The sequence below is a fragment of the Nocardia sp. NPDC051756 genome, from assembly GCF_040681495.1.
In the GTDB taxonomy this organism is placed as follows: domain Bacteria; phylum Actinomycetota; class Actinomycetes; order Mycobacteriales; family Mycobacteriaceae; genus Nocardia.
In genome coordinates, this window is sequence record NZ_JBFAYV010000011.1 from 212,254 (window position 1) to 237,931 (window position 25,678).

Annotated in this window: 21 protein-coding genes; 13 read left to right on the forward strand and 8 right to left on the reverse strand. The window is 67.3% G+C overall.

Annotated elements, in window-relative coordinates; genetic code table 11:
• The first annotated feature begins 3 nt into the window (after nt 1–3).
• Nucleotides 4–5,901, forward strand: a complete 5,898-nt coding sequence (locus AB0M22_RS38480; protein ID WP_364737426.1) for an SDR family NAD(P)-dependent oxidoreductase — start codon at nt 4–6, stop codon at nt 5,899–5,901.
• Between the two features lie 3 nt (nt 5,902–5,904).
• A complete protein-coding gene (locus AB0M22_RS38485; RefSeq protein ID WP_364737428.1) occupies nt 5,905–6,384 on the forward strand; it encodes an acyl-CoA thioesterase in 480 nt (159 codons plus the stop codon).
• Nucleotides 6,385–6,408: 24 nt separating this feature from the next.
• On the opposite strand, the gene AB0M22_RS38490 is transcribed toward AB0M22_RS38485, so the two are convergent.
• From AB0M22_RS38490 to AB0M22_RS38515, 6 genes are all read right to left on the reverse strand, one after another.
• A complete protein-coding gene (locus tag AB0M22_RS38490) occupies nt 6,409–7,110 on the reverse strand; it encodes a winged helix-turn-helix transcriptional regulator (RefSeq protein WP_364737430.1) in 702 nt (233 codons plus the stop codon).
• A gap of 366 nt (nt 7,111–7,476) precedes the next feature.
• The gene (locus AB0M22_RS38495; protein WP_364737432.1) at nt 7,477–8,391 is read right to left on the reverse strand and encodes a homocysteine S-methyltransferase family protein; all 915 of its coding nucleotides are present in this window, start codon (nt 8,389–8,391) and stop codon (nt 7,477–7,479) included.
• Complete coding sequence (locus AB0M22_RS38500; protein ID WP_364737434.1) at nt 8,391–9,518, reverse strand: PLP-dependent aspartate aminotransferase family protein; 1,128 nt, start codon at nt 9,516–9,518, stop codon at nt 8,391–8,393. Before AB0M22_RS38500 ends, AB0M22_RS38495 begins: the two co-directional genes overlap by 1 nt.
• Before the next feature lie 5 nt (nt 9,519–9,523).
• Complete coding sequence (locus AB0M22_RS38505) at nt 9,524–10,396, reverse strand: class I SAM-dependent methyltransferase (protein WP_364737436.1); 873 nt, start codon at nt 10,394–10,396, stop codon at nt 9,524–9,526.
• Nucleotides 10,397–10,409: 13 nt separating this feature from the next.
• The gene (locus AB0M22_RS38510) at nt 10,410–11,729 is read right to left on the reverse strand and encodes a cysteine desulfurase (RefSeq protein WP_364737438.1); all 1,320 of its coding nucleotides are present in this window, start codon (nt 11,727–11,729) and stop codon (nt 10,410–10,412) included.
• Between the two features lie 13 nt (nt 11,730–11,742).
• Nucleotides 11,743–12,459, reverse strand: coding sequence for a crotonobetainyl-CoA--carnitine CoA-transferase (locus tag AB0M22_RS38515; protein WP_364737440.1), 717 nt, complete (start codon nt 12,457–12,459; stop codon nt 11,743–11,745).
• Nucleotides 12,460–12,525: 66 nt separating this feature from the next.
• Here AB0M22_RS38515 and AB0M22_RS38520 point away from each other — a divergent pair, with 66 nt between their 5' ends.
• On the forward strand, nt 12,526–13,179 hold the full coding sequence (locus AB0M22_RS38520) for a hypothetical protein (protein ID WP_364737442.1): 654 nt from the start codon (nt 12,526–12,528) through the stop codon (nt 13,177–13,179).
• Here the strand turns inward: AB0M22_RS38520 and AB0M22_RS38525 are convergent.
• Nucleotides 13,166–14,464, reverse strand: coding sequence for an AarF/UbiB family protein (locus AB0M22_RS38525; RefSeq protein WP_364737444.1), 1,299 nt, complete (start codon nt 14,462–14,464; stop codon nt 13,166–13,168). The two genes, AB0M22_RS38520 and AB0M22_RS38525, sit on opposite strands and share 14 nt — an antisense overlap.
• A gap of 4 nt (nt 14,465–14,468) precedes the next feature.
• Nucleotides 14,469–15,521: an adenosine deaminase gene (gene add / locus AB0M22_RS38530; protein WP_364737446.1), complete on the reverse strand. Its 1,053-nt coding sequence runs from the start codon at nt 15,519–15,521 to the stop codon at nt 14,469–14,471.
• A 355-nt stretch (nt 15,522–15,876) separates the two neighbouring features.
• Here add and AB0M22_RS38535 point away from each other — a divergent pair, with 355 nt between their 5' ends.
• The 10 genes from AB0M22_RS38535 (at nt 15,877) to AB0M22_RS38580 (ending at nt 25,671) form a co-directional block, all read left to right on the forward strand.
• A complete protein-coding gene (locus AB0M22_RS38535; protein WP_364737448.1) occupies nt 15,877–17,205 on the forward strand; it encodes an aminotransferase class V-fold PLP-dependent enzyme in 1,329 nt (442 codons plus the stop codon).
• Nucleotides 17,202–18,905, forward strand: a complete 1,704-nt coding sequence (locus AB0M22_RS38540) for an ABC transporter substrate-binding protein (RefSeq protein ID WP_364737450.1) — start codon at nt 17,202–17,204, stop codon at nt 18,903–18,905. The genes AB0M22_RS38535 and AB0M22_RS38540 overlap by 4 nt, the downstream gene beginning before the upstream one ends.
• Complete coding sequence (locus AB0M22_RS38545) at nt 18,898–20,523, forward strand: ATP-binding protein (protein ID WP_364737452.1); 1,626 nt, start codon at nt 18,898–18,900, stop codon at nt 20,521–20,523. Before AB0M22_RS38540 ends, AB0M22_RS38545 begins: the two co-directional genes overlap by 8 nt.
• Nucleotides 20,524–21,207 carry a response regulator gene (locus AB0M22_RS38550; RefSeq protein WP_364737454.1) on the forward strand — a complete coding sequence of 228 codons (684 nt, stop codon included), beginning with the start codon at nt 20,524–20,526 and terminating at the stop codon, nt 21,205–21,207. It begins immediately after the preceding gene.
• Nucleotides 21,197–21,571: a hypothetical protein gene (locus tag AB0M22_RS38555; RefSeq protein ID WP_364737456.1), complete on the forward strand. Its 375-nt coding sequence runs from the start codon at nt 21,197–21,199 to the stop codon at nt 21,569–21,571. The genes AB0M22_RS38550 and AB0M22_RS38555 overlap by 11 nt, the downstream gene beginning before the upstream one ends.
• 347 nt (nt 21,572–21,918) lie before the next feature.
• Entirely contained in the window at nt 21,919–22,452 is a 534-nt protein-coding gene (locus AB0M22_RS38560; protein WP_364737458.1) for an EF-hand domain-containing protein, read from the forward strand.
• A gap of 210 nt (nt 22,453–22,662) precedes the next feature.
• Entirely contained in the window at nt 22,663–23,100 is a 438-nt protein-coding gene (locus AB0M22_RS38565) for an SRPBCC family protein (protein ID WP_364737460.1), read from the forward strand.
• A gap of 26 nt (nt 23,101–23,126) precedes the next feature.
• Nucleotides 23,127–23,438 (forward strand): metalloregulator ArsR/SmtB family transcription factor, encoded by a 312-nt coding sequence (locus AB0M22_RS38570; RefSeq protein WP_364737510.1) that lies wholly within the window; start codon nt 23,127–23,129, stop codon nt 23,436–23,438.
• Nucleotides 23,439–23,553: 115 nt separating this feature from the next.
• Entirely contained in the window at nt 23,554–24,390 is an 837-nt protein-coding gene (locus AB0M22_RS38575) for a methyltransferase domain-containing protein (RefSeq protein WP_364737462.1), read from the forward strand.
• A 24-nt stretch (nt 24,391–24,414) separates the two neighbouring features.
• Nucleotides 24,415–25,671 (forward strand): MFS transporter, encoded by a 1,257-nt coding sequence (locus AB0M22_RS38580; protein ID WP_364737463.1) that lies wholly within the window; start codon nt 24,415–24,417, stop codon nt 25,669–25,671.
• The last annotated feature ends 7 nt before the right edge of the window (nt 25,672–25,678 follow it).

Here is a 25,678-nt window from a genome sequence, read left to right on the forward strand (position 1 = left end):
CCGATGGTTCGGCTAGCGATCGTAGGAATGGCGTGCCGTTTTCCGGACGCCGCGACTCCGGCTCAGTTGTGGGACAACGTCCTTGCCCGCCGGCGCGCCTTCCGGCCGATCCCGCCGGCCAGGTTGAACCCGGCCGACTACTACGCGAGTGATCCGGCCGCGGCGGACCGCCACTACGCGACGCATTCAGCGGTGATCGAAGGCTGGACCTTCGATCGGTCCCGGCATCGCATCGCCGCCGGCACCTTTCGGTCCACCGACATCGTGCACTGGCTCGCGTTGGACACCGCCGCGGCGGCACTCGACGACGCGGGCTTCCCCGCGGGCGAAGGCTTGGACCGCAAGCGCACCGGCGTCATCCTCGGCAACACGCTCACCGGCGATATGACCCGCGCCTCGGGGATGCGGCTGCGCTGGCCCTATGTGCGGCGCACCCTGGCCGGCGCGCTGCACCGCGAAGGCAGGCCCGCGGCGGAGATCGCCGCCTTCCTCGACGCGTACGAGGCGGACTACAAGGCGCCGTTCCCGGCGATCACCGAGGACAGCCTGGCCGGCGGCCTGGCGAACACGATCGCCGGGCGCATCTGCAACCACTTCGATTTCGGCGGTGGCGGTTTCATCGTCGACGGCGCCTGCTCATCGTCGCTGTTGTCGATCACCCAGGCCGGTGACGCCATGCTGGCCGGTCACATCGACGCCGCGGTGGTCGGCGGCGTCGACCTGTCCATCGACCCGTTCGAACTGGTCGGCTTCGCGAAAACCGGCGCGCTGTCCACGTCGGAGATGCGCGTGTACGACGAGCGATCGAACGGCTTCTGGCCGGGTGAGGGCTGCGGGATCCTCGTGTTGCAGCGCGAGGAGGACGCGATCGCCCGGGGCGCACGGATTTACGCGACGATCGCCGGCTGGGGTATCTCCTCGGACGGCCGTGGCGGCATCACCCGGCCCGAACCCAACGGCCACCTGCGGGCCATCGAACGCGCGTACCGGATGGCGGGATTCGGCGTGGACACCGTCGACTATCTCGAAGGCCACGGCGCAGGCACCGTGGTCGGCGACCGGACCGAACTCGAGGTGTTCAATACGGCCGTCGCCGCGCGGGATGCGGACCGGCCACCGGTGGCGATCGGATCGATCAAGGGCAATATCGGTCATACGAAGGCGGCGGCCGGTATCGCGGCGCTGATCAAGACCACACTCGCCGTACACCACGGCACCATTCCGCCGATCACCGGAACCGACCGGGCGCATCCGGCCCTCGCCGATGTCGCGAATCGACTCCGGCTCCCCGACCGAGCGCTGGAATGGCCGGGTCCCGGCGAGGCACATCGGTCCGTGAACACCGCGCATCCGCGGCGGGCCGGCGTCTCGTCGCTGGGTTTCGGCGGCATCAATGCCCATGTCGTGCTGGAGAGCAGGCAGCCACCGCGAGCGTTGTCGCGCACGGCCGGTACTCGCCTGGCGCGCAGCGCGCAGGATGCGGAACTGTTCGTCTTGTCCGCGGCGACTCCGGTCGAGCTGGAGGCGAAGCTGCGCACGGTCGCCGCGCTCGCCGCGCGATGTTCGTTCGCCGAACTCGGCGATCTCGCCACCGAGCTGATCCGGGTCGACTCCCGGCTGACGATCAAGGCGGCGGTGGTCGCCGCCGACCAGCGCCAGGCCGCCGACCGGTTGACCGAACTGGCCGACGTCCTCGCCGCCGGTGAACGGCACTGGTTCGCGCCGGGCACCGGCCAATTCCTCGGCGCGGGAATCGGTTCCGCGCCGCGCATCGGACTGATGTTCCCCGGTCAGGGTGCCCCCGGACAGGGCGATGGCGGGGCGCCCGCTCGCCGCTTCGCCGTGGTCGCCGACCTGTACCGGCAGGTGGGCGTGCGCGCCGAAGGCCAGGCCACCGAGGAGGCTCAGCCGCGCATCGTCACGGCCTCGCTCGCCGGATTGCGCGTGCTCGAATCCGCCGGCGTGGACGTCGTCGGCTGCGTCGGGCACAGCCTGGGCGAATTGACCGCGCTCTACTGGGCGGGCGTGTTCGACGAAACCGAACTCGTGCGCACCGCGGCGTTCCGCGGCGAGGCCATGCACTCCGCCGCCGTGGCCGAACCAGGCACCATGGCAACGATCTTCGCGCCCGCCGATCAGGTCGCGACGCTGCTGAACGGCAGCCCGGTGGTGATCGCCGGATACAACGGTCCGAAACACACGGTGGTCGCGGGTCCGACGAACGCCGTCGACGTGGTGCTGGTGAGCGCCCGCGCAGCCGGAATGCAGTGCCGGACACTGCTGGTCTCGCATGCGTTCCACTCACCGTTGGTCGCGCCGGCCGCCCATGCCTTCCGTCGCTATCTCGAGGAGATCGATCTCGGCCGGGTCAAACAGGCCGGGGTGTTCTCGACCGTCACCGCGGGCCCGTTGGAACCGGGCTGCGCCGTCGCCGATCTGCTCGAGCGTCAGGTGCACGCGCCGGTCCGATTCGCCGATGCGTTGTCGCAGCTGGCCGAGACCTGCGATCTGCTCGTCGAGGTCGGTCCCGGTGCGACGCTGTCGGCCCTCGCCGCCGACGTCTGTCCGGGCGTTCCCGCGGTCGCGATGGACACCGACGGCAGCTCCGTCGCCGGGATCCTGCGCACCCTCGCCGCCTGCTACGTCCTCGGCGCCCGGCCGGACCTGGACGGCTTCGCCGCCGAGCGGTTCACCCGGACGATCCCGCTCGACAAGCAGTTCGTTTTTCTCGAAAGTCCTTGCGAGCAAGCACCGAACGACTCGTTCCTCCCCCGGACCCAGTCCACGGCGCAGCCGGCCGTCGCCGATCAACCCGACTCGGGATGGGCGGATGACACCTCGTCCTTGTCGACATTGCAGCGACTGATCGCCGAGCGCGTCGAACTCCCCCTCGAGGAGATCACCCCTGAGACTCGCCCGCTCGACGATCTGCATTTGAGCAGCATCACCATCACCCAGTTGGTCGCGGACGCGATCCAGCTGCTGGGTACGGAGACCCCGGAACCGACCACCAACGTCGCCACCGCGACGATCGCGCAGCTCGCCGAGGCGATCGATGAGATCGCACATACCGCTCGCGGTGCCTCGGCGAAACCGGCGGACGATCTGACCGGTGTAGATATCTGGGTGCGCCCGTTCACGGTCGACCTGGTCACCGCCGCGGTACCGCCGGTCACCGACCGTGGCGACGACGCGCCGGGACGATGGCAGGTGTTCGCCCCGGAAGACGATCCGTTCATCGCCGCCATCCGGCACCGGCTCGACACCGCCCGCCTCGGCGACGGCGTGCTCCTGCGGCTCGGTGCGGCGACCGGCGAACCGGCCGACATCGCCATCGACCGGATGCTCTCCGCAGCCCGCTCGGCGATCGAAACCGGTTCTCGCCTGGTCGTTTTCGACGGCGGCCGAGACCCGGCCGCGCTGGCCAAGACGGTGCACCTGGAGTCGCCGGCCGTCCGGACGACAGTCGTCCACTTCGCCGCCGGCCTGCCGCCCGAGCACGTCGCGCGGCTGGCCTGCGCCGACATCGCCGCGACCACCACCTTCCGGGAGGTCCACTACGACCGGGAGGGCAAACGGACCGAACCGGTACTGCGCGAGCTGGCGCTCGGCGGCGCCGGATTGCCGCTCGGCGCGCGCGACGTGGTCGCGGTCACCGGCGGGGTTCGTGGCATCACCGCCGAATGCGCTGTGGCACTTGCCAAGCAGACCGGATGCGTGCTCGCGGTGATCGCGCGCAGCCCCGCCGACGATCCCGAGATCGCCACGAACATGACGCGGCTACGCGAATCCGGTGTCACCGCACACTATTACGCCGCCGACGTGACCGACCGGAACCAGATCGCCGACACGATCGCCACGATTCGCCGCGAGCTCGGCGCGGTCACCGGCATCCTGCACGGGGCAGGCATCAACACCCCCGCGGCAATCGGATCGTTGACCGGCGAGCACGTGGCGCGAACGATCGCGCCCAAGGTCGACGGCCTGCACAACCTGCTCGAATCGCTCCAGCCGGCCGAACTCCGGCTGGTCGTCGGCTTCGGCAGCATCATCGGCCGGGCCGGGCTGCGCGGCGAGGGGCATTACGCGATCGCCAACGACTGGCTGCGCGCCACCATCGATGACCTGGCCGGCGAACTGCCGGACTGCCGGTGCCTCACCGTCGAATGGTCGGTCTGGGCAGGCACCGGGATGGGCGAACGGCTCGGCGTGCTGGATTCCCTTGTCCGCGAAGGGATCGAGCCGATCCCGACCGACCTGGGCGTCGACCTCCTGCTGGATCTGCTGCGTACCCCGGCCTGCCCGACCAGCGTGGTCGTGATCGGCCGGACCGGCGGCCTGCCGACGATCCGATTCGACGAGGTCGAGCTGCCGCTGCTGCGGTTCCTGGAACGTCCGCGCCTGCATGTCCCCTGGATCGAGTTGCTCGCCGACGCCGACGTCTCGATGGCGACCGATCCCTATCTCGCCGATCATCGGTTCGCCCGTGACGCGCTGTTCCCCGCGGTGATGGGCATGGAGGCGATGGCGCAGGCCGCCACCGCGCTGTTCGGCGAACAGCACCCGGTGCAGTTGCACGATCTCGAATTCCTCCGGCCGATCATCGCGGCGCCGGATCGGGTCACCACGATCCGGGTCGCTGCCCTGCGCTCGGGCGATACCGTCCGGGTGGCGATCCGGTCGGACACCACGGGATTTCAGGTCGACCATTTCCGCGGCGTCTGCCGGCACGCGCGGCCACACAACGATGTGACCGCCGTCAGCGCGGTACCGACGTTGGCGACCGAACCGTTGCAGCGACTTGCCGAATTCGCGCACACCGCCGCCACCGCGACCTCCGGCCTCGGCATGGCGATCGACACCGACTTCTACGACCGGATCATGTTCCACGGACCGATGTTTCGGTCGGTCGAGGATTATCGGCATCTGTCCGCCCGGCAATGCGTGGCCCGGATTCGGGTCCGCGATCAGCGCTGGTTCTCCCCCATGTTGCCGAAGGCGCTGGTTCTGGACGACCCGGCGGCGCGGGACGCGTTCATGCACGCGATACAGGTCTGTGTTCCGGACGCGACGCTGCTGCCGGCGAAAGTGGCACGCGTGCTGTCGCTGCCGATAGCGCCCGACGTCCAGACCGTCGTGCTGGCCGCGCGCGAACGGTCGCACGAACAATCGACCTACATCTACGACGTCATCGTGCGCGACGAGCGCGGCGCGGTCGTCGCGATCTGGGAGGCGCTCGAACTCACCGCGGTCGCACCGATCGCGGCGCAGTCCGGGTGGATACCCGAGTTGCTCGGTCCGCACGTGCAACGGCGTCTCGATTCCCTGCTGACGTCGCCGGTTCAGTTGGCCATCGTGCGCGACCGGCCACAGCCCGGCGTCACTGAAAACGACACCGGCCCAAGCGTTTCCGACCGCCGCGAGGCGACCCGGCGCGCGCTGGCCGCCGCGCTCGGCCGCGCGGTGGTCATCCGGTACCGGCCCGACGGGCGACCGGAGATACCGGACGGACACGCGAGCTTCTCGCACGGCGCAGGCCTCACCGTCGCCGTGGTCGCCGCCTGCCCGGTCGGCTGTGACCTCGAACCGGTCCGGGAGCGCACGCCGGCGCAATGGACCGGCCTGCTGGGCGATTCGGGTGTCGCGCTCGCGCAGCTGTGCGCGCGGGCGGCGGGCGAGTCGTTCGACACCGCCGCGACCCGGGTCTGGAGCGCGCGCGAAGCCGTGACGAAGCTCGGCGTCACCGTCACCCGACCGCGACTGACCCTGGACCACCGGGCCGCGGCCGACGGATGGCTGGCGCTGCGGCACGGCACCGACGTCGTCTGGTCCTTCAGCACCACCCTGGCGTTACCGGCACCGCAGCAGCCGGTGGTGTTCTCGGTGACCGAGAAAGGTTGATACGTGCGCTCTTACGAGATCACCCACATCGTCGGCTTCCAGGAAACCAACCTGGTCGGCAACGTCTACTTCGTGCACTACTTCAGCTGGCAGGGCCGGTGCCGGGAGATGTTCCTGATGGAGCACGCGCCGGATGTGCTCGCCGAGATCCACCGGGACCTCAAGCTTTTCACGATCAAGTGCGAGTGCGAGTACTTCGCCGAACTGACCGCGTTCCAGCGCCTCACCATCCGGATGACCCTGGTGGACCTCACCCAGACGCAGCTCGAATTCGCCTTCGCCTACCTCGACATCGACGACCAGACCGGGGCCGAACACCTGGTGGCCCGCGGCCGTCAGCGGGTTGCCTGTATGCGCGGCACCGGAACTCGGGTCGAGCCGACGCGGGTACCCGAAAGTCTGCGGCGCGCGCTCGAGCCGTACGCCGAGCCGCACCAGTCGGGAAATGACCTGCGCACGCTGGCCGGCCGCCGGGCCGACTGACTCATGGTCGAGCAGCCGGGCAGGTCAGGAGACGTCGGCGTGGGCCTCGCGAGCGGCCTGCGCCGTCGAGGTGAGCTCGAGGCCGAGCAGGCGCAGGCAGCGGGTCAACGAGGTCGTATCGCCGCTGACCGTCAGGCTGCCGGAGAGCATCGCGTCGAGGATGCCGATCTGCTCGGTGCCGATCCGGATGAACGTCTCCGGGTCGGCGGTGACCACGAGCGCCGGCTCGTCCGGCGGGGATCCGTCGACGACGCGCGCGAGGCCGTCTTCGCAGCAAACATGGAACACCTCGTCGCCGATCCGGAATTCGTAGGACTCCTCGACCTCGGGCTTGGGCCCGACGCTGATCATCGCCTCCAACGCCAATCGGCCCCACTCGGAACGGACGAGTCCGTCCTGCTCGTACGAGGAGATATGCGACAGACCCCACGACGCCAACCCGATGATCACCGGTCGGAGCGCCTCACCGCTGGCGGTCAACCGGTACTGGACGCCACGGCCGTCGCCGGGCACGGGCTCACGCTGAATCACCCCGTGTTCGGTGAGCATCTGCAACCGCGCCGCGAGTAGGTTCGGCCCGATTCCGACCAGCGTCTCTTCGAGCAGCTGGTTGTACCGCTTCGGACCGGTGCTGAGATCGCGGATGATCAGCAGGGTCCAGCGCTCGCCGACGAGGTCGAGCGCGGCCGCGACCGCGCACATCTGCGCGTAGCGCTTCGTTCCCATGTGAGTACCTCGAGTGTCGGATCACTACAACTTCCTAGTGATACAGATACTACGTTAAATGTTCCCCTTCGGTAGCTGCGGACACCTACCCGCCGGTCAGTAGCTTCTGAGCTACCGGTGTTTCAATGATGACCTGCGACCGGTCGCGGGCGGCTCCGTGCAACTGATGCCATCCGGAAATAACACTTCGGCGCTGGGGCTGAGGGCGAACGGCCGACGCGATCGGAGTCCGTACGGACCCCAGCGCCGGCCGTAGAAACGCCCGCCGACCGTCGCCCGACAGTCCGCAGCACATCTTCGCCGTAATAATATCTTAATATATAGTAATATTCGCGACGAACGACTGCGGACCGGTCGAGCCGGACCTCACGTCCCGACGGTCACGCTCAGCTGTTTTTTCGCCGCCTCGAGGTGCGCGGGCGTGGTGCCGCAGCATCCGCCGATGATGTCGAGCCCGTAGTCGGTGCGCCACCGCGCGACCAGTTCGGCGAATTCGTCCGGGGCCAACCCCGGCGGTACGGCGTGATCGACATGTTCGTAGAGCGCCAAGCCGGTCCGGTCCTCGATATTCGGATAGGCGCCGATCAGCCCGGCCCGGCCACGGCACAGCACCCGTAGCGCCACCTCCGTGCCGTGCGGCGACGTGCAGTTGATCAGCACGGCCTCGGCGCCGTCGCGTTGCACCGCGTGGACCGCGCCGGTCAGCGGCTCGCCGGACAACAGCGTCGCGTCATCCGTGCAGACGAACGACACCCAAGCTCGGCCGCCCGCGGCGAGCACCTGCGCCAGCGCGATCCGGGCTTCTCGAATGGTGTTCATCGTCTCGATCAGGAACAGGTCCACCCCGGCCCGCGAGAGTTCGCGCACCAGCCAGCCGTGCTCGGCGCGCAGTTCCTCGTTGGTGGGCACCAGATCCGGTCGATAGCAGTCCTCGACCGGTCCGATCGAGCCGGCGATCCGCACCCCGGGAAGGCCGGCTTGTTTCCGCGCGGCCTCGGCCACACCCACGGCCGCGTGCACCATCCAGGCCCAGCCCGCCTCGTCGAGCTTGGTCTGCCGCAAGGCGCGCAGGTTTGCCCGGAAGGTGTTCGCCGTGATCACCTGTGCGCCGGCGGCGAGGTATGCCTCGTGCACCGATTGCAGCACCCCGCGTTTCGCGTCGGTGAGCACGACCCCCGACGTCCACCACGGCGGGCGCACCGGCAGACCGGCGCGTTGTAGCTCGGTCGCGATCCCGCCGTCGAGCAGCTGGACACCTTGGGTAGCAAGGGAATTCGTCATCAGTCACCTTCCAGCGCAGTGGTCAGATCCGCGACCAGATCGGCCGGATCCTCGATCCCGACGGAGAGTCGAATCAGGTCGTCGGTGATTCCGGCCGCGTGCCGGACCGCACGCGGTATCGGTCGGTGCGTCATCAATGCCGGGCACTCGATCAGCGATCGCACGCCGCCGAGGCTCACCGCGCAGGCGAACAGCTGCGTTCTCGCCATCAGCTTCTCCGGATCGCCGCGGTAGCGGAAACTGATGATCGAGCCCGGCCCCGACATCTGCCGGGCGGCCAGGTCATGCTGGGGATGCGACGGCAGACCGGGATAACACACCTCGAGCACGGCCGGCTGATCGCACAGCTGCTCGGCGATCGAGCGTGCGGTGGCGGTCTGGCGAGTCACGCGCAGGGACAACGTCTTTACGCCGCGATGCACGAGATAGCAGTCCAGGCCGCCGGATACGCCGCCGGTCACCGTCCGATGTTCGACGAAACCGGCGTGCAACTCCTCGTTGTCGCACACCAGCGCGCCGCCGAGTACGTCGGCGTGGCCCGCGATGAATTTGGTTGTGCTGTAGAGACTTACGTCCGCGCCCAGATCCAGCGGGCGTTGCAGGGCCGGACTGGCGAAGGTGTTGTCGACCACCACCACCGCACCGCGCGCGTGGGCCAACCGGCTGATCTCGGCGATATCCGCGATCTTCAGCAGCGGGTTGCTCGGCGTCTCCACCCACACCATCGCGGCGTCGGTCGCCAGTGCGCGCCGCGCTTCGGCCGGATCGGCCAGATCTGCGTAGTCGACCTGAATCCCGAAGCGGCCCAGCGTCGCGAACAACGCGTAGGTGCCGCCGTACACGTCATCGGAGGACACCACGCGCTGCCCGGTCGTCAGGATGGACAACATCGTGGTCGCGGCGGCCTGCCCCGAGGAGAAGACCGCGCAGAATCGCGCGTCCTCCAGCGCGGCCAGGCATTCCTCCAGTGCTTCCCTGGTCGGGTTCTCGCCACGAGAGTAGAAGCGGCGCAACGGATCCTGGGCGAAGCGATCGTAGGTGGTGGCGACGTGGATCGGCGGCACGATGTCACCGGTGCCGGGCGAGGACTGCTGCCCACTGTGCACGAGGCGGGTGTCGAAGCGCATGCGGATCAGCCGATCGGTGCGACGGCCCGCAGGAGCAGGGCCTTGCTCGGCAGGGCGACCGCGCCCTCGGACGTGCGGTAGGGCTCGACGGCCGCACCCACTGCCGCCCAGGTCTCCGGATCGTCGGCGCTGCCGAACCGCTCCCGCAGCATGGTCTTCAGTCCGGGCGGAATGACCACCTTGTTGAATTCGATGAAGCGCTGCGGGGATTCGAGCACGAACGGCACCTGGAACGCGGTCACCTCGACCTCGCCGAAACCCGCCTTCGCCAATTCGGCGGCGACCGCCTCCGGGTCGCCCATGCTGAACGGCCCCGGCGCGCCGGGTGGGGCGGGCGGTAGTTCGAGCCGCTCGGCGATCGTCTGGAAGCCGAGGGACATCATGGGCGCGGCCGACCCGGGAACCGCCCACACGGCGGCGGCGAGCAGGCCGCCGGGCACCAGCACGCGCGCCAGCGTCCGGAACGTCTCGACGCGGTCGACGGCGAACATCAAGCCCCAGCGGCTGAGCACGACGTCGAACGACGCGGCGGGGAAGTCCAGCGATTCGACATCGCCGACCGCGAATTCGATGTTGCCCATGCCGCGTCCGCGGTCTCGGGCCCGGTCGATCATGTCTGGGGCGAGGTCGATGCCGGTGACGGCTCCGGTCGCGCCGACGACGGCCGCGGCGGAGAGCGCGGGTTCGCCGGTTCCGGTGCCGACGTCGAGAACCCGATGTCCCCGCCGCACGCCGGCGAGTTCGAGCAACCTGGCGGTCACGGGCGCGCCGCCGGATTCGAAGTCGGCCGAACAGGACAGCCAGCCTTCGCTGATGGCGTTCCAGTTGGCTCGTTGCGTCTGTTTGAAGCTCACCGGATCGAATTCGGCAGTCGTCATGACAGCGGTCCCGTCAGTGCTGGTTCTCGGCGGACGGATCGGTCGCCAGAAAACGTTCGGTGGGATGCTCTTCGGTCCAGAAACCGGGCCGCACGGTCGTGAGCGCGTGCCGGACCACCTCGATTTCGGCCTCGGTGTTGTACACCGCGAACGACAGGCGCACCGTGCCGACTACGCCGAAGGTGTCGATGAAGACGTTGGCGCAGTGCACCCCGCTGCGCACCGCCACACCGTGGCGATCCAGGTGGCCGCCGACGTCGTAGGGGTGGATGCCGTCGACGACGAACGAGACGATGCCACTCGGTTGGGCCGCCGGGTCACCGATGATACGAACGCGCGGAATGCCTTGCAGGGCTTCGACAGCGGCGTTCACCAGGACGTCGTCGTGGCGCTGGATGTCGTCCCAGCCGAGGTCGTGGACATAGGCGAAGGCCGCGGCCAGGCCGATCGCGCCCGCGATGTGCGGGGTGCCCGCTTCGAGCCGGGCCGGCACCGGGACATAGGCGACCGGCTCGTCGAGGGTCACGCCTTTCACCGTCCCGCCGCCCACTTGATACGGCTCCAGCCGGGACAGCAGTTCTCGCTTGCCGTACAGCACGCCGATGCCCATCGGGCCGTAGATCTTGTGCCCGGAGAAGCAGTAGAAGTCGGCGTCGAGATCGCGAACGTCCACCGGCTGGTGCGGCACCGCCTGCGCGCCGTCGACCAATACCGGAATTCCGTGCCGATGCGCCGCGCCGATCATTTCCCGGACCGGGTTGACCGTGCCGAGCACATTGGACACGTGCGCGACGGCGGCGAGCTTGACCCGAGGTCCGAGCGCTTCGGCGAACTTGTCCAGCGCGACTCGTCCCCCGGCGCCGACCGGAACGACGACGAGCTCGGCGCCGGTGCTCTCGCACAGCCTTCGCCACGGCAGCATGTTGGAGTTGTGCTCCATGCCGGTGACGACGACCTGGTCATCGGCGGTCACCACGGACCGGCCGAAGGTATCGGCGAGCAAATTGATTGCCGCGGTCGTGCCGGGGGTGAAAACCACCTCGTCGGCGTTTTCCGCGTTGATCGCGCGCCGAATGGCCTCGCGGGCCGCCTCATAGGCGTCGGTCGCGGCCATGCTGAGCTGGTAGTAGCCCCGGCCGATATTGCTGTTCACGCCGGAGTAGTAGTTCACCAGCGCGTCGAGCACGGCGCGCGGCTTCTGCGCGGTCGCCGCATTGTCCAGATACACCAATGGATTCGGGCCGAAGCGCCGCTCCAGGATGGGAAAGTCGCGGCGAACCGACTCCCCCAGAATCGACGGGCTGATCTTCCCATTACTCACCAGATCAGTCATCAGATAACCATATCTAAATGAAGTTAGTTTGCCTAGGGTTGAACAGGGTCCGGAACTCGGTCAGATAGCGGCCGGGGAACTCGAACACCTTCTGCGGCGGGTACCGGCGCTCGCCCGCGTGCGGGCCGAAGAAGAACCAGCAGATCTGCGCGATCTGCTCGGTGAACAACACCGGATGCACGTCCGCGGAGTACATCCCCATATGACAGAAGGCCGCCCCGAACTCGCCGCGGGCCGAGAATCCGCGCCCGGACATCACATGCCCGAAGACGTCGTGCACGGCCCGGAACACGTCGTTGTGGCTGAGCTGGATGCCGTCGACCACGATGCCGGACGGTTCCAGCATCGGGTGGAGGTCATCGGCGGGCTCCGAGCCGTGCCCGGCGCTGGTCAGGTATACGTACAGCTCACCGGTCGTCCGGACGGACGCGCGCAGCTCGGCCGAACTGCGGTAGGGCTGTCCCGCGGACAGCCACGGCCGCACCGCGATCCCCGCGTCGACCACCACCCGGTATTGCTGAAGGTTCTCCCGCTTGAACCGGTCGTAGCGCCGAGCCAGGGATACGTCGTAGGCCAGACGCGGAGCCTGCTCGAAGTACGCGGCCACCCGGCGGCAGTAGTCCTCGTCCCAGTCGAGGGTGAAACTGGCCGGCGAGGCGATCCGGGACCGGTTCGACGGCCAGTGGCGATCGACGTATGCCTGCGCAAGATCGGCCAGCTCGGCTTCCATCAACATCACCTCTAGTTCACAATATATTCGTGAAGCGAGATTGTCGCCAGGCTAGGGGAGATCGAGATGACCTACTGTGAACCCGCGTCCATCGCCAGGACGCTGCCCGCTCCCACCGCCTATCTGTGCGGCCTCACCTGGGACGGTTCGATGCTGTGGCATTCCGACCAGGACGCGCGGACGATCTTCGCCATCGACCCGTCCGACGGAACCGTCACTCGCTCCTGGTCCTGTGCCCGCGTCCGCGCCGACCTCGCCTACGACGGCACCCGGCTGCTCCAGGTCGGCGGGCACCCCAAACGACTCCTGCTCATCGACCCGGAAACCGGGGAATCCGTTGGGGAGAAGGAAGTCCTACCGCGCAGTGGCCGGCTGACCGGGATCGAGTTCGGCCCGGAGGGGCTGTGGATGTGCCTGCGCGCGCCGACCGTCATCCAGCTGCGGAACTACGCGACCATGGACATCGAACGCGAATACCCGGTGGGCGGCGAATCCCCGTCCGGCCTCACCTATGCCGAGGGCATGGTGCTGCACGGCGACTACGGCGATTCGATGGTGCGGGCGTTGAGCGTGCGCACCGGCGCGGAGGTCGGCTCGGTCCGCGTCCCCGGCCGCCCGACCGGAATGACTTGGGACGGAACGCATCTCTGGTATTGCGACTTCCCCGCCCGCGCGCTGCGCGCCATCGAACTCGACACCGTGGTGGTCAACCGAGGGTAGAACGGCCGCCGTCGGTGCCGAACAGGCCGCGCATCAGCTGCGGCTTGGCCGCCTCTTGAAAATCCATGTCCGGATCGAGTTCCCGGATGGTCCCCTCGATCACCAGCAGGGACAGCAGCGGGAAGATCAGCTCGGGCGCGGCATTGATGCCGAAGCGGCGTTGCAGGTCGAACATCTCCATGGCGAAGGCGATCAGGCTGAATTCCCTGGCGGGCTGGCCGTGGCTGCGCTCGACCAGATCGGCCATCCGCGCGGTGAACCCCGCGAGGTCGGCATCCTCGGCGATCTCGGCCGCACTCTGGATCACGATCTCGGCGGCATGCAGCCCGCGCCCGATCGCCATGTTCATGAAGAACTCGGCGAACAGGCGCCGGAGCCGGTCGGTGAGCTGCACGCTGAAGCCCGCGTCGAGCACCACGACCTGCGCGCTGCGGGTGAAGTAGAGATTGCCGGGATGCATGTCGCAGTGCACGAATCCGTCGACGAAGAGCATCTGATACATCGCGGCCATGCCGGACGTCGCGAAGCGCCGGCGGGCGGCCGGCGAACAGTGATCGGCCGTGTCCACCGCCAGGTCCGGGATGAACTCCATGACGATGCACCGCGGACGGCAGGCCTCGGGGTAGACCTTCGGCACCCAGACCCGCGGCACCTCGGAGAGGTTCTTGCGCAACCGCAGCAGATTGTCGGCCTCCCGTTCGAAGTCGAGCTGCCCGAGGATCGCGCCCGCCATGTTCGCGACGACCTCCTCGACCGGAACGCCGCGAAAAATCGGCAGCCGCGCGACGAAGGCCGCGCCGCCTCGAATCAGCGCGAGATCCTCGGACATGACCTGCTCGATCCCCGGCCTGCGCAGCTTGATCGCGACCTCCTGGCCGGTGCGCAACCGCGCCCGGTACACCGACGCGACACTGCCGGACGCGACCGGTTCCGCGTCGAGCACGGCGAAGACGTCGTCCACCTCGGCGCCGTATGCCTCGGCCAACGCGATCGCGGTGTGTGCCGCGTCCAGCGGCGTGACGGAATCCTGCAAGAGCGACAGTTCGTCACACAGCGCCGGCGGCAGCAGATCGCGGCGGGTACCGAGGACCTGTCCCGCCTTGACGAAGGTCGGTCCGAGCAGCATCAACAGCACGACCAGCCGCTGATAGAGATGCTGGCGACCGGCCGAGGGACCGTAGCGCAACCGGCGGATCACACCACCCGGCACCGCCGGAACGCCCACCGCGACAACGATGCCCGCGACGCGCACCGCCCGCAGCAGGAGCGCGAATCGTGTTCGCATGGCCTCATCTCCCTATTCTCTGCTGTCGATCGAACCGAAGAACCGCGTCCGCGAGGTCGCGGCGGATTTCCCTGGCCACGGACGCCGGGCAGAAGGCCGCATCGATCCCCGCCGCCACGGTGTCCACGAGCGCGGCGACCGAGAGGCCGAGCCGGTCGTGGCACAGCTGGAATTCGCGATTCAGCGTGGTGCCGAACATGCCGGGATCGTCGCTGCCGAGGGTGACCGGGACACCGGCGGCGAGCAATGCGGGCAGCGGATGCTGGTCGAACGCGCGCACCGCACCGGTGCGGACATTCGACGACGGACAGACCTCGAGGGTGATGTTGCGTTCGGCCAGGTAGGCGAGCAGCCCGCGGTCGGTCACCGCGCGAATCCCGTGCCCGATCCGCTCCGCGCCCAGATCACGTGCGGCCGACCAGATTTCGCCGGCGTCGGAGGTCTCCCCCGCATGCGGAACGGCGTGCAGTCCACTGGCCCTTGCCTTCTCGAACGCGCCGCGGAACAGCCGGCGCGGCGCACCGCGTTCCGGGCCGCCCAGCCCGAACCCGACCGTTCCATCGGGCCGGTGGCGCAGGATCCAGTCCAGCGTGGCGAAGGCGCCGGCGACGCCGTCGTCGGCCGACGCGTCGAATATCCAATTCAGCTGGATGCCATGGCATTCGGCAACGAGACGCCGACCGGCCGACAACGCCTCGGCGAGCTCGGCGGCGGCGATACCCCGGCGCAGATGCGACAGCGGCGTGACGGTCACCTCGGCATAGCGCACGTTGTCCGCCGCCAGCTGGTCGCCGAGGCCGGTCACCAGCCGCACCAGCGCCGGGCCGCTGGTCACCAACCGGTTGACCGCGGTGTACACCTCGATGAAATGCGCGAAATCGGTGAATCGGTAATACCGGCGCAATTCGGCCGGGTCGGCGGGCACCCCGGCGTCCGGACGAGCTCCGGCCAATGCGGCCACCGTGTCCACCGACGCCGAACCCAGCAGGTGCACATGCAATTCCACCTTCGGCAGCGCCGCGAGGAAGGCCGCCACCGCCCGCCCGTTGCCGCTCATGACTCCACCTCGCTGACGCTCGGCTCCCGCGTGCACGGACTCGGCCGGCCGAAACCCCTTGGATACCAGTGGCATACGAGATCCGGCGGTGCGCCGTGCGGCCGACTCGGGCCGCCCGCACGCCCGCCACGATATCCACCATAGCTTTTTGAAGCCACTCGGGCGAGAGGAACGCTCAGCCGCACCCCGAAAACGTACAGAGCCTCAAAAGCGTCGAAAACTTATGTAATATATAGCTAGTCGAACGTCGAGGAAGCGCGGAGGCGATATCCGGCCGATGGCAGGACGCCCGGGCCGACCGGCGACCGAGGTGCGCGGCCCACACCGGCCGAGCCTCATCGTGGAAGGGGTTCCCATGACCGGCGTTGTCGATCCCGTCCCGCCGCATCCGGCGGCGACCATAACCGCCGGGCCCCCACCGAGCCTGCGCACCGCGGACTGGTCCGAGATCCACGGGTTGTTCGCCCTGGATCCCGGCGCCATCCATCTCAACTCCGGCACCGTCGGCGCGATGCCGCACGCCGTGCTCGACGCCGTGGACCGGGTGACCAGGCAGTGGGCCGGCGGTCTCGGCGATGTCTATCCGCCGGGGATGTACCCGGACCATCGCGCCGCCATCGCCAAGGCCTACGGGGTCGATCAGGACGAGATGGTGATCACCCACAATGCGACCGAGGGCGTCGCGCGGGTCATCCACGGCCTGGATCTGCACGCCGGCGACGAGGTCGTCACCACCACGCACGAGTGCTATTCCGTGCTGTCCAATTTCAACCTGCTGCGCAACCGATTCGGCATCAAGCTCACCACGATCACCCTCCCCACCGGGTACGACGTGCGCGCCGAGCAGATCATCGAACTGTTCGAGGCGGCGATCACCCCGCGCACGAAAGTGCTTGCCTTCGCGGGGATCACGCTGTTCACCGGCACCAAGCTGCCGATGCGGGCACTGTGTGAACTCGCGCAGCGGCACGGCCTGACCACGGTGATCGACGGCGCGCTGCTGCCCGGCATGCTCGATCTCGACATGCGGGCCATCGGCGCGGATTTCATCTCCTGCTCCGGATCCAAGTTCCAGTGCGGCCCGTTGGGCACCGGATTGCTGTACGTGCGCAACAAGATTCATCCGGAATACAACCCGCTGCCGCTGCCCCGGTTCTGGCCGATCATCTCCACCTGGTATCCCATGAAGGGCAGCCCGCCGCCCCGGACCAGAACCTCGCTGGAGAGCGACAACATGGGCGACTACCTGCAGAGCGCGGGCAGTGCCAGCATCGCCCGCGGGGCCGGACTCGCCACCGCCTGCGCGCTGTGGGACGAGATCGGCCGGGATCGGATCGAGCGCCGGATCATGCTGCTCGCGGAGTACGCGCGCTACCGCGTCGCCGAGCGGTTCGGCCGGGACGCGATGTACTCGCCCGGCGCGGATCGCGTGCTGAAGTCGCCGTTGATCGCCTTCCATCCGTTCCGCCGGCCCGAAGACGCGTGGAATGTGAAGAAGATCCACGAGTTCACCATGCGGCTGCAACGCGAACACCGGCTCTTCACCAGGTGGACCGAGTTCGACGTGCCCGGATCGCCGCATCAGCACTACGCGTCACGCATCACGACGCACATCTTCAACGACTTCGACGAGATCGACAAGGCCGTCGACATCATGGCCGGGCTGGCCGCGGAGATGTCATGACCGAACCGACGATCCTGCGCCTGTACGGTCCCGGCCCGCTCGATCAGCTGGATCCGGTGTGCTGCCCGAGATTTCCGATCGACCGGGTAGTCCGGCTGTTCACCCGGCAGCTGTTCACCTATCGAACGCAGGGCGATCCGCGCGATTGGCAGGCCGGCGCACCGGTGCCCGATCTGGCGACCGAGGTCCCGTCCATCTACAACGCCGGAATGGGCGCGAGCTACACCAGCTATGTGGTCCATCTGCGGCCCGGCGTGCATTGGGACGGCCACCCCGCGCGCCCGGTCACCACCCACGACGTGGTGCGCGGTTTCAAGCGGATGGGTAATCCGTTGCGCCGCAGCACGTTGCTGCCCTACTTCACCGACACCGTCCGGGGCATGGCGAAGTTCTGCGCCGAGTACGCCGCCGCGTTCGCCGGCACCGTGCCGACCGGACCCGAATTGGCCGAATACCAGAATTCCCATGACATTCCGGGTTTGCTGGTGCTCGACGACCAGACGATCGTCTTCGAATTACGCAGGCCCGCCGCGGATTTCATCGACATGCTGACCCTGCCCTGCGCCTCGCCGGCACCGCTCGACTACGACCGCTACGTGCCGGGCAGCATCGAGCTGTGCGACAACATCAGGTCCATCGGGCCGTACCGGCCCACCGATTTCACCCCCGGCCGGGCCCTGCGCCTGAGCCGGAACCCGGTGTGGCGCGCGGAGACCGACCCCGTTCGGCGGCAGCATTTCGAAGCGGTCGAGGTCAGCTCCGAACCGGTCGGCGCGGGCGCGGTGGCGTACCGAATCCGCACGGACCGTGCGGATCTGGCCTGGGGCATCCGAATCGCCGATGCCGCAACGACCGTCGAGCACGACCTCGGTTTCGCGCTGGACCCCTATCTGGTGTTCAACACCCGCAGCCCCAACGCCGGGGGCGCGTTGCGGAAGGTGGCGGTGCGCCAGGCGATCGCGCAGGCGATCGATAAAGCCGCCATCGCGGCGGACGTCGCCACGCTGGGCGGCGAGACCATCATCCGGGTCGCGGGCTCGATCGTCGCGCCGAACAACGACGGCCACCAGGACCTCGGCCCCTACTCGACGCCGGACCAGCGCGGCACCCCGGCCAACTGCGCGGCGATGCTCGCCGCCGCGGGGCATCCGGGCGAGCTGCGGATCACCGCGATCCACCCGGCCACCGAGCGCGCCCGCCGGGTCGCCCACCGCTATGCCGCCGACCTGGCCACGGCCGGAATCACGGTCGAGTCAATCGAATTGGCCGTCCCGCACTATCTGGATCTGCTCGCCGACCCGGCCAGGGCGGAGGCGGGCGACTGGGATATCGCGCTCGCGTCGTGGTCGCCGACCTGGCCGCAGCACAACGGTCGCGTCTTCCTCCAGCCGCTGCTGCAATCGGGCTCCCCCGCCAACTTCGGCGGTTACCGCAACCCCGAGGTGGACGCGCTGATCGACCGGGCACTCGCCGCGGCGGACGGCGAATCGGCCGACGCCGCGTGGCGCAAGGCCGAACGCGTCGCCCTGGCCGACGCCGCGATCGTGCCGCTGCTGTTCCAGGTCCCCACGACCAGGGAGCTGTGTGGCCGCCGCGTCCGCGCCGCCGCCGTGCTGCCCACGCACGGTCTCGCGGTCGACCTGGCCACGCTCCGGCTCGACCCGCCCTCGGCGAACGGGGAGGGCAGCAGAAGTGGATGAGCACGACGCGAATCTCCTCACCGAGATCGCGGGCACCACCTCGGTCTCGCTGTGGGCCGCCGCGGGTCCGGAAGACGACTACACCATCAAACTGTGGACCCGGGGCGCCGAGCGGCTGTACGGGTACTCGATGAGCGAAGCCCTCGGCGCGAGCTATCTCACGCTGTTGACCAACAAGCTCGAACACGAACAAGCAAAAGCGGATCACGACAAGATAATTCGAAACGGCATCGAGATTCGGAACCTGGTAGACGATGTCATCTACTCCGGCTCACAGCGATTGCTCCTCACGATTCGATTTCCGCTCTACGACAAGGCGATGAAGGCACACCTGCTCGCCGAGACGGGAATCGAGATAACCGGCATCACCCTAGAAGAAGCAACGCTGATCACCAGTACACGTGAAGAGGCGATTCATATCAGCGAGAGCGCAGCCAGATACGATCTATCGGAGCAGTTGCGCCGGCTGGTCGGCGCGCTGACGTTGTCGGGAACCGGCGAGGACGAACGTGCCGCGCTGGCCTTGGGCGTGGAACTTCTGCGTCAAGCGCTGAATGTGCAAGCCGAATCGAGTGTCTGGCTGGCGGGCGCCGGCGGGCAGTTCAGCGAGGTGTTCCGGAGCAGTGCCTGGAGGAATCCACCCGGCTTCGACATCGACCGCACGCTCGACTGGTTCAGATCGAGCACCAAACCGATACTGCACGATTCCAATTCCCGTCCGCACCGACTGCTCAAGCAGCTCTTCGACACCCATCAGGGACCGTTGGACACGGTGGGCCTGATTCCGCTGCACGCCGAAGGCGAGCTGCTCGGACTCCATGTGATCCGGGTGGCCGCACCGCATTCGTTCAGTCAGCTGGAGCGTGATGCGCTGCCTGTCCTGTCGTCGGCCGTGCTGGCGAGCGCGCGACTCGCCGCCGAGGTTCGCCGGCGGCGGGAGGAGGCCGCGGAGTCGAGGGCCGAGGCGACCAGATTGCGACTCAACGGTGACTTCGCTCATCGGATTCGCAAGGCGGTGGACCCGATTCTGCGTGACGTCCATTCGATACGCGAGGAGCTGCATCTGCGCGGGGTGAAACTGGACGGCGAACTCGCCCAGTGGATCGACGACATCACCCTGGGTTGCACCGAACTGGCCCGTGCGCCGGAAGAGCTGCATCGCGCCCAGAAGGTGGCCCGAATCAGCATTCGCGGCGTACTGACCGCGCTGCGGAATCGGCTCGGTCTCGAATTTCCGGACAGTGTCATCGAACTCGATATCGATGGCATCGCCGGGGTGCTCGTCCGTGGCGTCAAAGGCGATATCACGGCACTGTTCGAGAACCTGCTCTACAACGCGATCGAAGCGGTGGACGGCGATGGGCGGGTGCGAGTGATCGCCTCGGTGTCCGGCAGGTCCGTCTCGGTCATCGTGTCGGACGAAGGCCCAGGAATCCCGCCCGAGGATGTCGAAGGCATTTTCCAGCTCGGGTTCTCCAGCAAGGGCGAAGGCCATGGACTCGGCCTAGCCCGCGCCCGCGAAATCGTCACCGACCTCGGCGGTCAGATCACGGTCGACGTGCACTACTCGACCGGCGCCACCTTTCTCATTGTTCTGCCCATTTCCAGGAGAGCGTAGATGGCGATAATATTGTTGCTCGAGGACAATATTCAATTTGCCCGAGCGGTGCAGCGCGTACTCCGGGGGCACGAGGTAAGACACGTGACCAGAGTGGATGCGGCGATCGATGAACTCCAACATCCCGATGTGGACTGCGCACTGATCGATCTCAACCTCACCGATGAGGACGACTACTCCGGTTACGAGGTCCTGTCCTACATCCTGCACAACCGGCCCGATCTGCCGCGCGCGGTGGTGACGGGCTCGCGCCTGAAAGGCGCGATCAGCAAGAATATTCTGCTCCGGTACGGCGTCGGCGACATCGTGATCAAAGGCGATGTCGACCGAGCGGGTTACGGCACTACGGATCTGATCGATACGGTGAACGACCTGCTCGCCGGCTCGGATAGTCGACGCCGGGAAAAGGCACGGGACGAGATCGCGTCGATTTCCCTCGCCGCGCAGACCGAATTACGCCGTCGCATCAATGGGTTGCAGCAGCTTTCGGAACAACTACGGAGCGGCCCCAAGCGCCGCGACCCGACCGCGAACAGCCGAACTGTACTTACCCTGCGTGCCGATAAACTGATCGAGCTGGAGGCAGTAGCCAAGGCCAGGTGCGAGGTCGTGGCGTTGAACGAGCTGGCACACGAGGTGGAATTGTTCGAGGCGGAGTCAGCGAGGGTACTCGGTGATTCGTAAGATCAGCGCCAGTCTCGGTCAGGTCCATCCCGGCGCCTATTACCTGGCCAGCGCCGTAGCGCTATCGCTGTCGACGGAGACATTTACCAATGCATACGGCACAGTTCCCGCCCCGGAGAATCAGGTATCGCTGCTGCTGTGCACGCTCACCGCGTTCGTGTCCGCGGTGGCCTTGTCGACCCTGGGCTGGCGAATAGAGACCATCCGATCATTGGCCATGGAGCGGGCCGCGGACGTGGGCTTGCCCTCGCGGCATCTAATCGGTGAAGCGGCGGAGGCATTCGCCGTCGAAGTATTCCTGAAAATGACGGTCGGGGTGGCCACCGCGATTATGTCGGTCTTTTTCATGCTCGGTCGGTGGTAGGCAGCACTCGCGCAAACACCCAGCGTAATTTCACCAGTCGCGGCGGCGACCGGTCGCTTGTCGATGCACTGACTCAGTTAGCAAGTCCCCTATTGCTTGGTACTGCCGCGATCTGGTGCCGCCTGATGCCCACACATACCGTGCGTCGATACCGCGCACGCCGCTGACCACCGCCGACGATCGTGACCCCTTCTGCCGGCACTCAGACATGCCTCCGCTTCACTTCGGTACCGAACCAAGTAACTTCACTAAGATATAATTACCTCTTGAAGACCCGCCTTCCCGGCAGTAAAGTAGGGATAGTAGAGGTCCGCATAGTGAATGACCGGTTGAGATAGGGAGTCCCCATGGTCACGCAAGCCCGGCAGCAGAAATTCGCGAAGCACTTCGAGCGGTACGATGCCGACAACGATGGCAAGATCGACCAGTCGGACATCGACGCGTTGATCAACAAATGGTGCAACGCATTCAATATTCCCCCCGGCTCCGACAAATGGCGGATCACGGTCAAGCGGGCCAACCGGCTTTGGCAAGACCTGCAGGGGCACGCCGACGCGAACGGCGACAAGATAATCAGCAGGGAGGAATGGATCGCCGCACACGAGGATCCGCGCTTCGTCGACGAGGTCGCTATTCCGTTGGCTCAGCTCACTTTTGAACTCGGCGACGTCGACGGCGACGGCTCACTGTCGTTGAGCGAGTGGATGATCCTGCAATCGACTTCGGGCGTCGGTCAGGTCGAGGCATTGAAGATGTTTCAAGCGCTCGACCACAACGGCGACGGATACATCAGCACCGACGAGCACGACGCGGCGCTGCGTGAATTCTTCGGCAGCGACAGCCTCGAAGCCGCGGGTAACCACCTGGCCGGCCGCGTGTAACCGGTCGCACCGACCACGAGATCCCGAACCCTGCGCGGGGGTTGTCGTCCCGTACCGACGCCGGCCCCCCATGCAGAACACCGCCTCCATCGGCACCCCGATTCCCTCTCGGCTGGGCGCGCCGACGCGCTACCCTAGGGTTGCACTTCGTCGCCACAGCGAGCATCCTGTCACAAACAGTAGTAATGCTGCCCGGAGAGGAGATTCCCGATGAGCGCGCCCGACAAAATCGAGCATGAGGTGGACATCGACGCATCCGTCGCACGGGTCTGGGAGCTGGTGACCGACCCCGGCTGGTGGGTCGGCGACGGCGACCGATCCGGTCAGAGCCGTTCGCGGGACGGCGATTTCGAGGTGATCGAGGACCCGAAATACGGCAAGTTCCCGGTCCGGGTCGAGACGATGGAGCCCCCGAACTACATCTCCTACCGATGGGCTTCCTCCTTCCCCGGCGCCACACCCGGCGACGGCAATTCCACGCTGGTCGAGTTCCGGCTCACCGAGCGTGACGGCGGCACCCGCCTACGGGTGACCGAGAGCGGTTTCGCCACGCTGGACCTGCCCGAGGACGATCGCGCCAAGCGGTACGAGGACAACGTTGGTGGCTGGAAAATGCAGCTGGACGTCCTAAAAGCCAACGCGGAGTAACTCCGATCAAGGCGGACCAGCCCCCGATCGGCACGATTCTCATCGCGCTCGCCGATCCGACCCGTCGCCTGCTGCTCGACACCCTGGTCGAGGAGGGGCTGGCCAGCGCCACCACGCTCGCGGCCCGCCTGCCCGTTTCCCGGCAGGCCGTGGCCAAACATCTGATCGTGCTCGAGGACGCGGGACTCGTCACGGGTCGCCGCGCCGGACGTGAAGTGCTCTACCGGATCAGTCCGGAGCCCCTCAACGAATCCGCCGACTGGCTGGCGGAATTGGCCGGCCGCTGGGAACGCCGGCTGACGGCGATCAAACGGGCGGCCGAGGAGGGAAGTCCCTGAGACTCACTAACTAGCTATAGATTATTATAGTAGTATTTTTATCCGTAGGCAGTGCCGGCAACCCCCTGGAACTCGCTCACCAACGGCGGCCCGGCACGAGAGCGCGGAGGTCATCATGGCCGAGAAATCAATCGAGCTGACCGACGAGGTCGCCGAGTACTACGACGGCGTCGGCGAACTGGTAGAGCTCGTCGGGGGCAACCTGCACCTCGGCTACTGGGATGACGACCAGGACGACACGCCCTTCCTCGTGGCCATGACCAGGCTCACCCGGATGATCGCCGAACGACTACCGCTGCGCCCCGGCCAGCATCTCCTCGATGTGGGTTGCGGCGTGGCCGAACCGGCGATTCACCTGGCCGAGCGATTCGGCGTCTCGGTCTCCGGAATCACGGTGAGCGGCTGGGAAGTCCAGGAGGCAACCAAGAATATCGCGCTCGCCGGCCTGTCCGACCGGATGTCGATCACCCGGGCCGACGCCGCCGCACTCCCCTTCCCGGACAACGAGTTCGACGCCGCCATCGCCTTCGATTCGGTGCCCAACGCCCTGGACAAGCGCCAATGGTTCGACGAGATGTTCCGGGTCCTGCGCCCGGGCAGCCGGCTGGTGTACTCGGAGTACCCGGCGATCGCGGACCTGACGCCGACCCAGCGGGAGGTGTTGCGCGCCAATACCGTTCCGGATCCGCCGACCAGCATGGCCGCGGCCGTGGCGCCCGCGGTCGCGGCCGGATTCGAGGTGCTGGAGGAACTCGATTGCAGCGATCAGGTCCGCCGGTTCTACGGCGATTTCCTGGCCCGGCTCGCGGACCAGCGGGTGGCGTTGTCCGCGGCCTACGGAAAAGATCGGATCGATGCCTTCCAGTCCGGCATGACGACCATGTTCGAACTCTGCCGCGAAAAGATCGGCTACTACCTGATTGTGTGCCATAAGCCCGCGGCTCCAAACTAGATGAAACAAGGAGTGTGACCGAGCGTGTCCGAGATCCGACGACGGCTGCTCAAAAAGACCACGCAAGCAGATCACACCCCCGCGGAACCCCGCGCCACCAAACGCCTACCGATCGGGGTGTACGTCCTCGGGATCAGCGTATTCGCCCTGGGCACTTCGGAATTCATCGTGTCCGGGCTGGTCGATCAGATCGCCGGCTCGCTCGGGGTTTCGGTGCCCCAGGTCGGGCAGCTGATCACGGCGTTCGCGATCGGCATGCTGGTCGGCGCGCCCACGATGGCCGTGCTGACCCTCGGACGAGACCGCAAGACCGTGCTCCTCGGCGCCATGATCGTCTTCTGCGTCTCCGACCTGCTGACCGTGATCCCGGTCTTCGGCCTCATGTTCACCATGCGGGTGATCGCGGCCATGGCCTGCGCGACGGCCCTGACCGTCGCCCAGGTGATGGCCGTCGCGCTCGCCGGTCCCGGCCGGATGCCGCAGGCGATCGCGGTGATCCTCGGCGGCATGACGCTGGCGAACGTGGCGGGCGTACCGCTCGGCAGCCTGGTCGGCGCGCTGTTCAGCTGGCAGGTCATCTTCGTGTTGATCGGCGTGATGAGCGCGATCGGGGCCACGCTCGTCTTCTTCTTCGTGCCCAGGCTGCCGCGCGACCGCGGCCCCGAGGTCGGGCTGCGCACGCTGGTCGGCCGCGAGCTGCGGTCACTGGTCCAGGTCCGGGTTTTCGTCGCCCTGGCCACCACGGTGCTGTTCGAGACCGCCCTGTTCAGCGTGTACGCCTACGTCCAGCCGCTGCTCACCGAGGCGAGCGGTTTCAGCGTGCATCAGGTCCCGATCGTGCTGTTCCTGTTCGGCGTCGGGTTGTTCGCCGGCAACACCATCGGCGGCCGGCTGGCGCAGTGGAACGCGATGAAAAACGTCATCGGCAGCCTGATCGCGATGATCGTCATGATGCTGGTGCTACGCGCCGTCGTGCATCACGGGATCGCCGCGGCCGCTGCGGTCACCATCCTCGGCGTGTGCGCGTTCTCGATGACCGCCGCGCTCAGCTCGCGGGTGATCGGTTTCGCGGTGGGAGCGCCGACCCTGGCCGTCGCAATTGTCATGTCCGCCTTCAACATCGGCAACGCGATCGGTCCGGTGATCGGCGGCGTCGTGATCGCGCACGCGGAGATCACCGACGTGATCTGGGTCGGCGCGATCATCGCCTCGCTCGCGCTGGCCACCGCATTCGTCTCCGTCGCCATCGAACGCAGGCCGGAGTTCATCCCGGCTCAGTGACGGCCGC

Coding starts and splice junctions, on each gene's coding strand:
- AB0M22_RS38480 (WP_364737426.1), top strand. CDS start 4: ATGGTTCGGCTAGCGATCGTAGGAATGGCGTGCCGTTTTCCGGACGCC.
- AB0M22_RS38490 (WP_364737430.1), bottom strand. CDS start 7,110: ATGGGAACGAAGCGCTACGCGCAGATGTGCGCGGTCGCGGCCGCGCTC.
- AB0M22_RS38495 (WP_364737432.1), bottom strand. CDS start 8,391: ATGACGAATTCCCTTGCTACCCAAGGTGTCCAGCTGCTCGACGGCGGG.
- AB0M22_RS38500 (WP_364737434.1), bottom strand. CDS start 9,518: ATGCGCTTCGACACCCGCCTCGTGCACAGTGGGCAGCAGTCCTCGCCC.
- AB0M22_RS38505 (WP_364737436.1), bottom strand. CDS start 10,396: ATGACGACTGCCGAATTCGATCCGGTGAGCTTCAAACAGACGCAACGA.
- AB0M22_RS38510 (WP_364737438.1), bottom strand. CDS start 11,729: ATGACTGATCTGGTGAGTAATGGGAAGATCAGCCCGTCGATTCTGGGG.
- AB0M22_RS38515 (WP_364737440.1), bottom strand. CDS start 12,459: ATGGAAGCCGAGCTGGCCGATCTTGCGCAGGCATACGTCGATCGCCAC.
- AB0M22_RS38520 (WP_364737442.1), top strand. CDS start 12,526: ATGACCTACTGTGAACCCGCGTCCATCGCCAGGACGCTGCCCGCTCCC.
- AB0M22_RS38525 (WP_364737444.1), bottom strand. CDS start 14,464: ATGCGAACACGATTCGCGCTCCTGCTGCGGGCGGTGCGCGTCGCGGGC.
- add (WP_364737446.1), bottom strand. CDS start 15,521: ATGAGCGGCAACGGGCGGGCGGTGGCGGCCTTCCTCGCGGCGCTGCCG.
- AB0M22_RS38535 (WP_364737448.1), top strand. CDS start 15,877: ATGACCGGCGTTGTCGATCCCGTCCCGCCGCATCCGGCGGCGACCATA.
- AB0M22_RS38540 (WP_364737450.1), top strand. CDS start 17,202: ATGACCGAACCGACGATCCTGCGCCTGTACGGTCCCGGCCCGCTCGAT.
- AB0M22_RS38550 (WP_364737454.1), top strand. CDS start 20,524: ATGGCGATAATATTGTTGCTCGAGGACAATATTCAATTTGCCCGAGCG.
- AB0M22_RS38560 (WP_364737458.1), top strand. CDS start 21,919: ATGGTCACGCAAGCCCGGCAGCAGAAATTCGCGAAGCACTTCGAGCGG.
- AB0M22_RS38565 (WP_364737460.1), top strand. CDS start 22,663: ATGAGCGCGCCCGACAAAATCGAGCATGAGGTGGACATCGACGCATCC.
- AB0M22_RS38575 (WP_364737462.1), top strand. CDS start 23,554: ATGGCCGAGAAATCAATCGAGCTGACCGACGAGGTCGCCGAGTACTAC.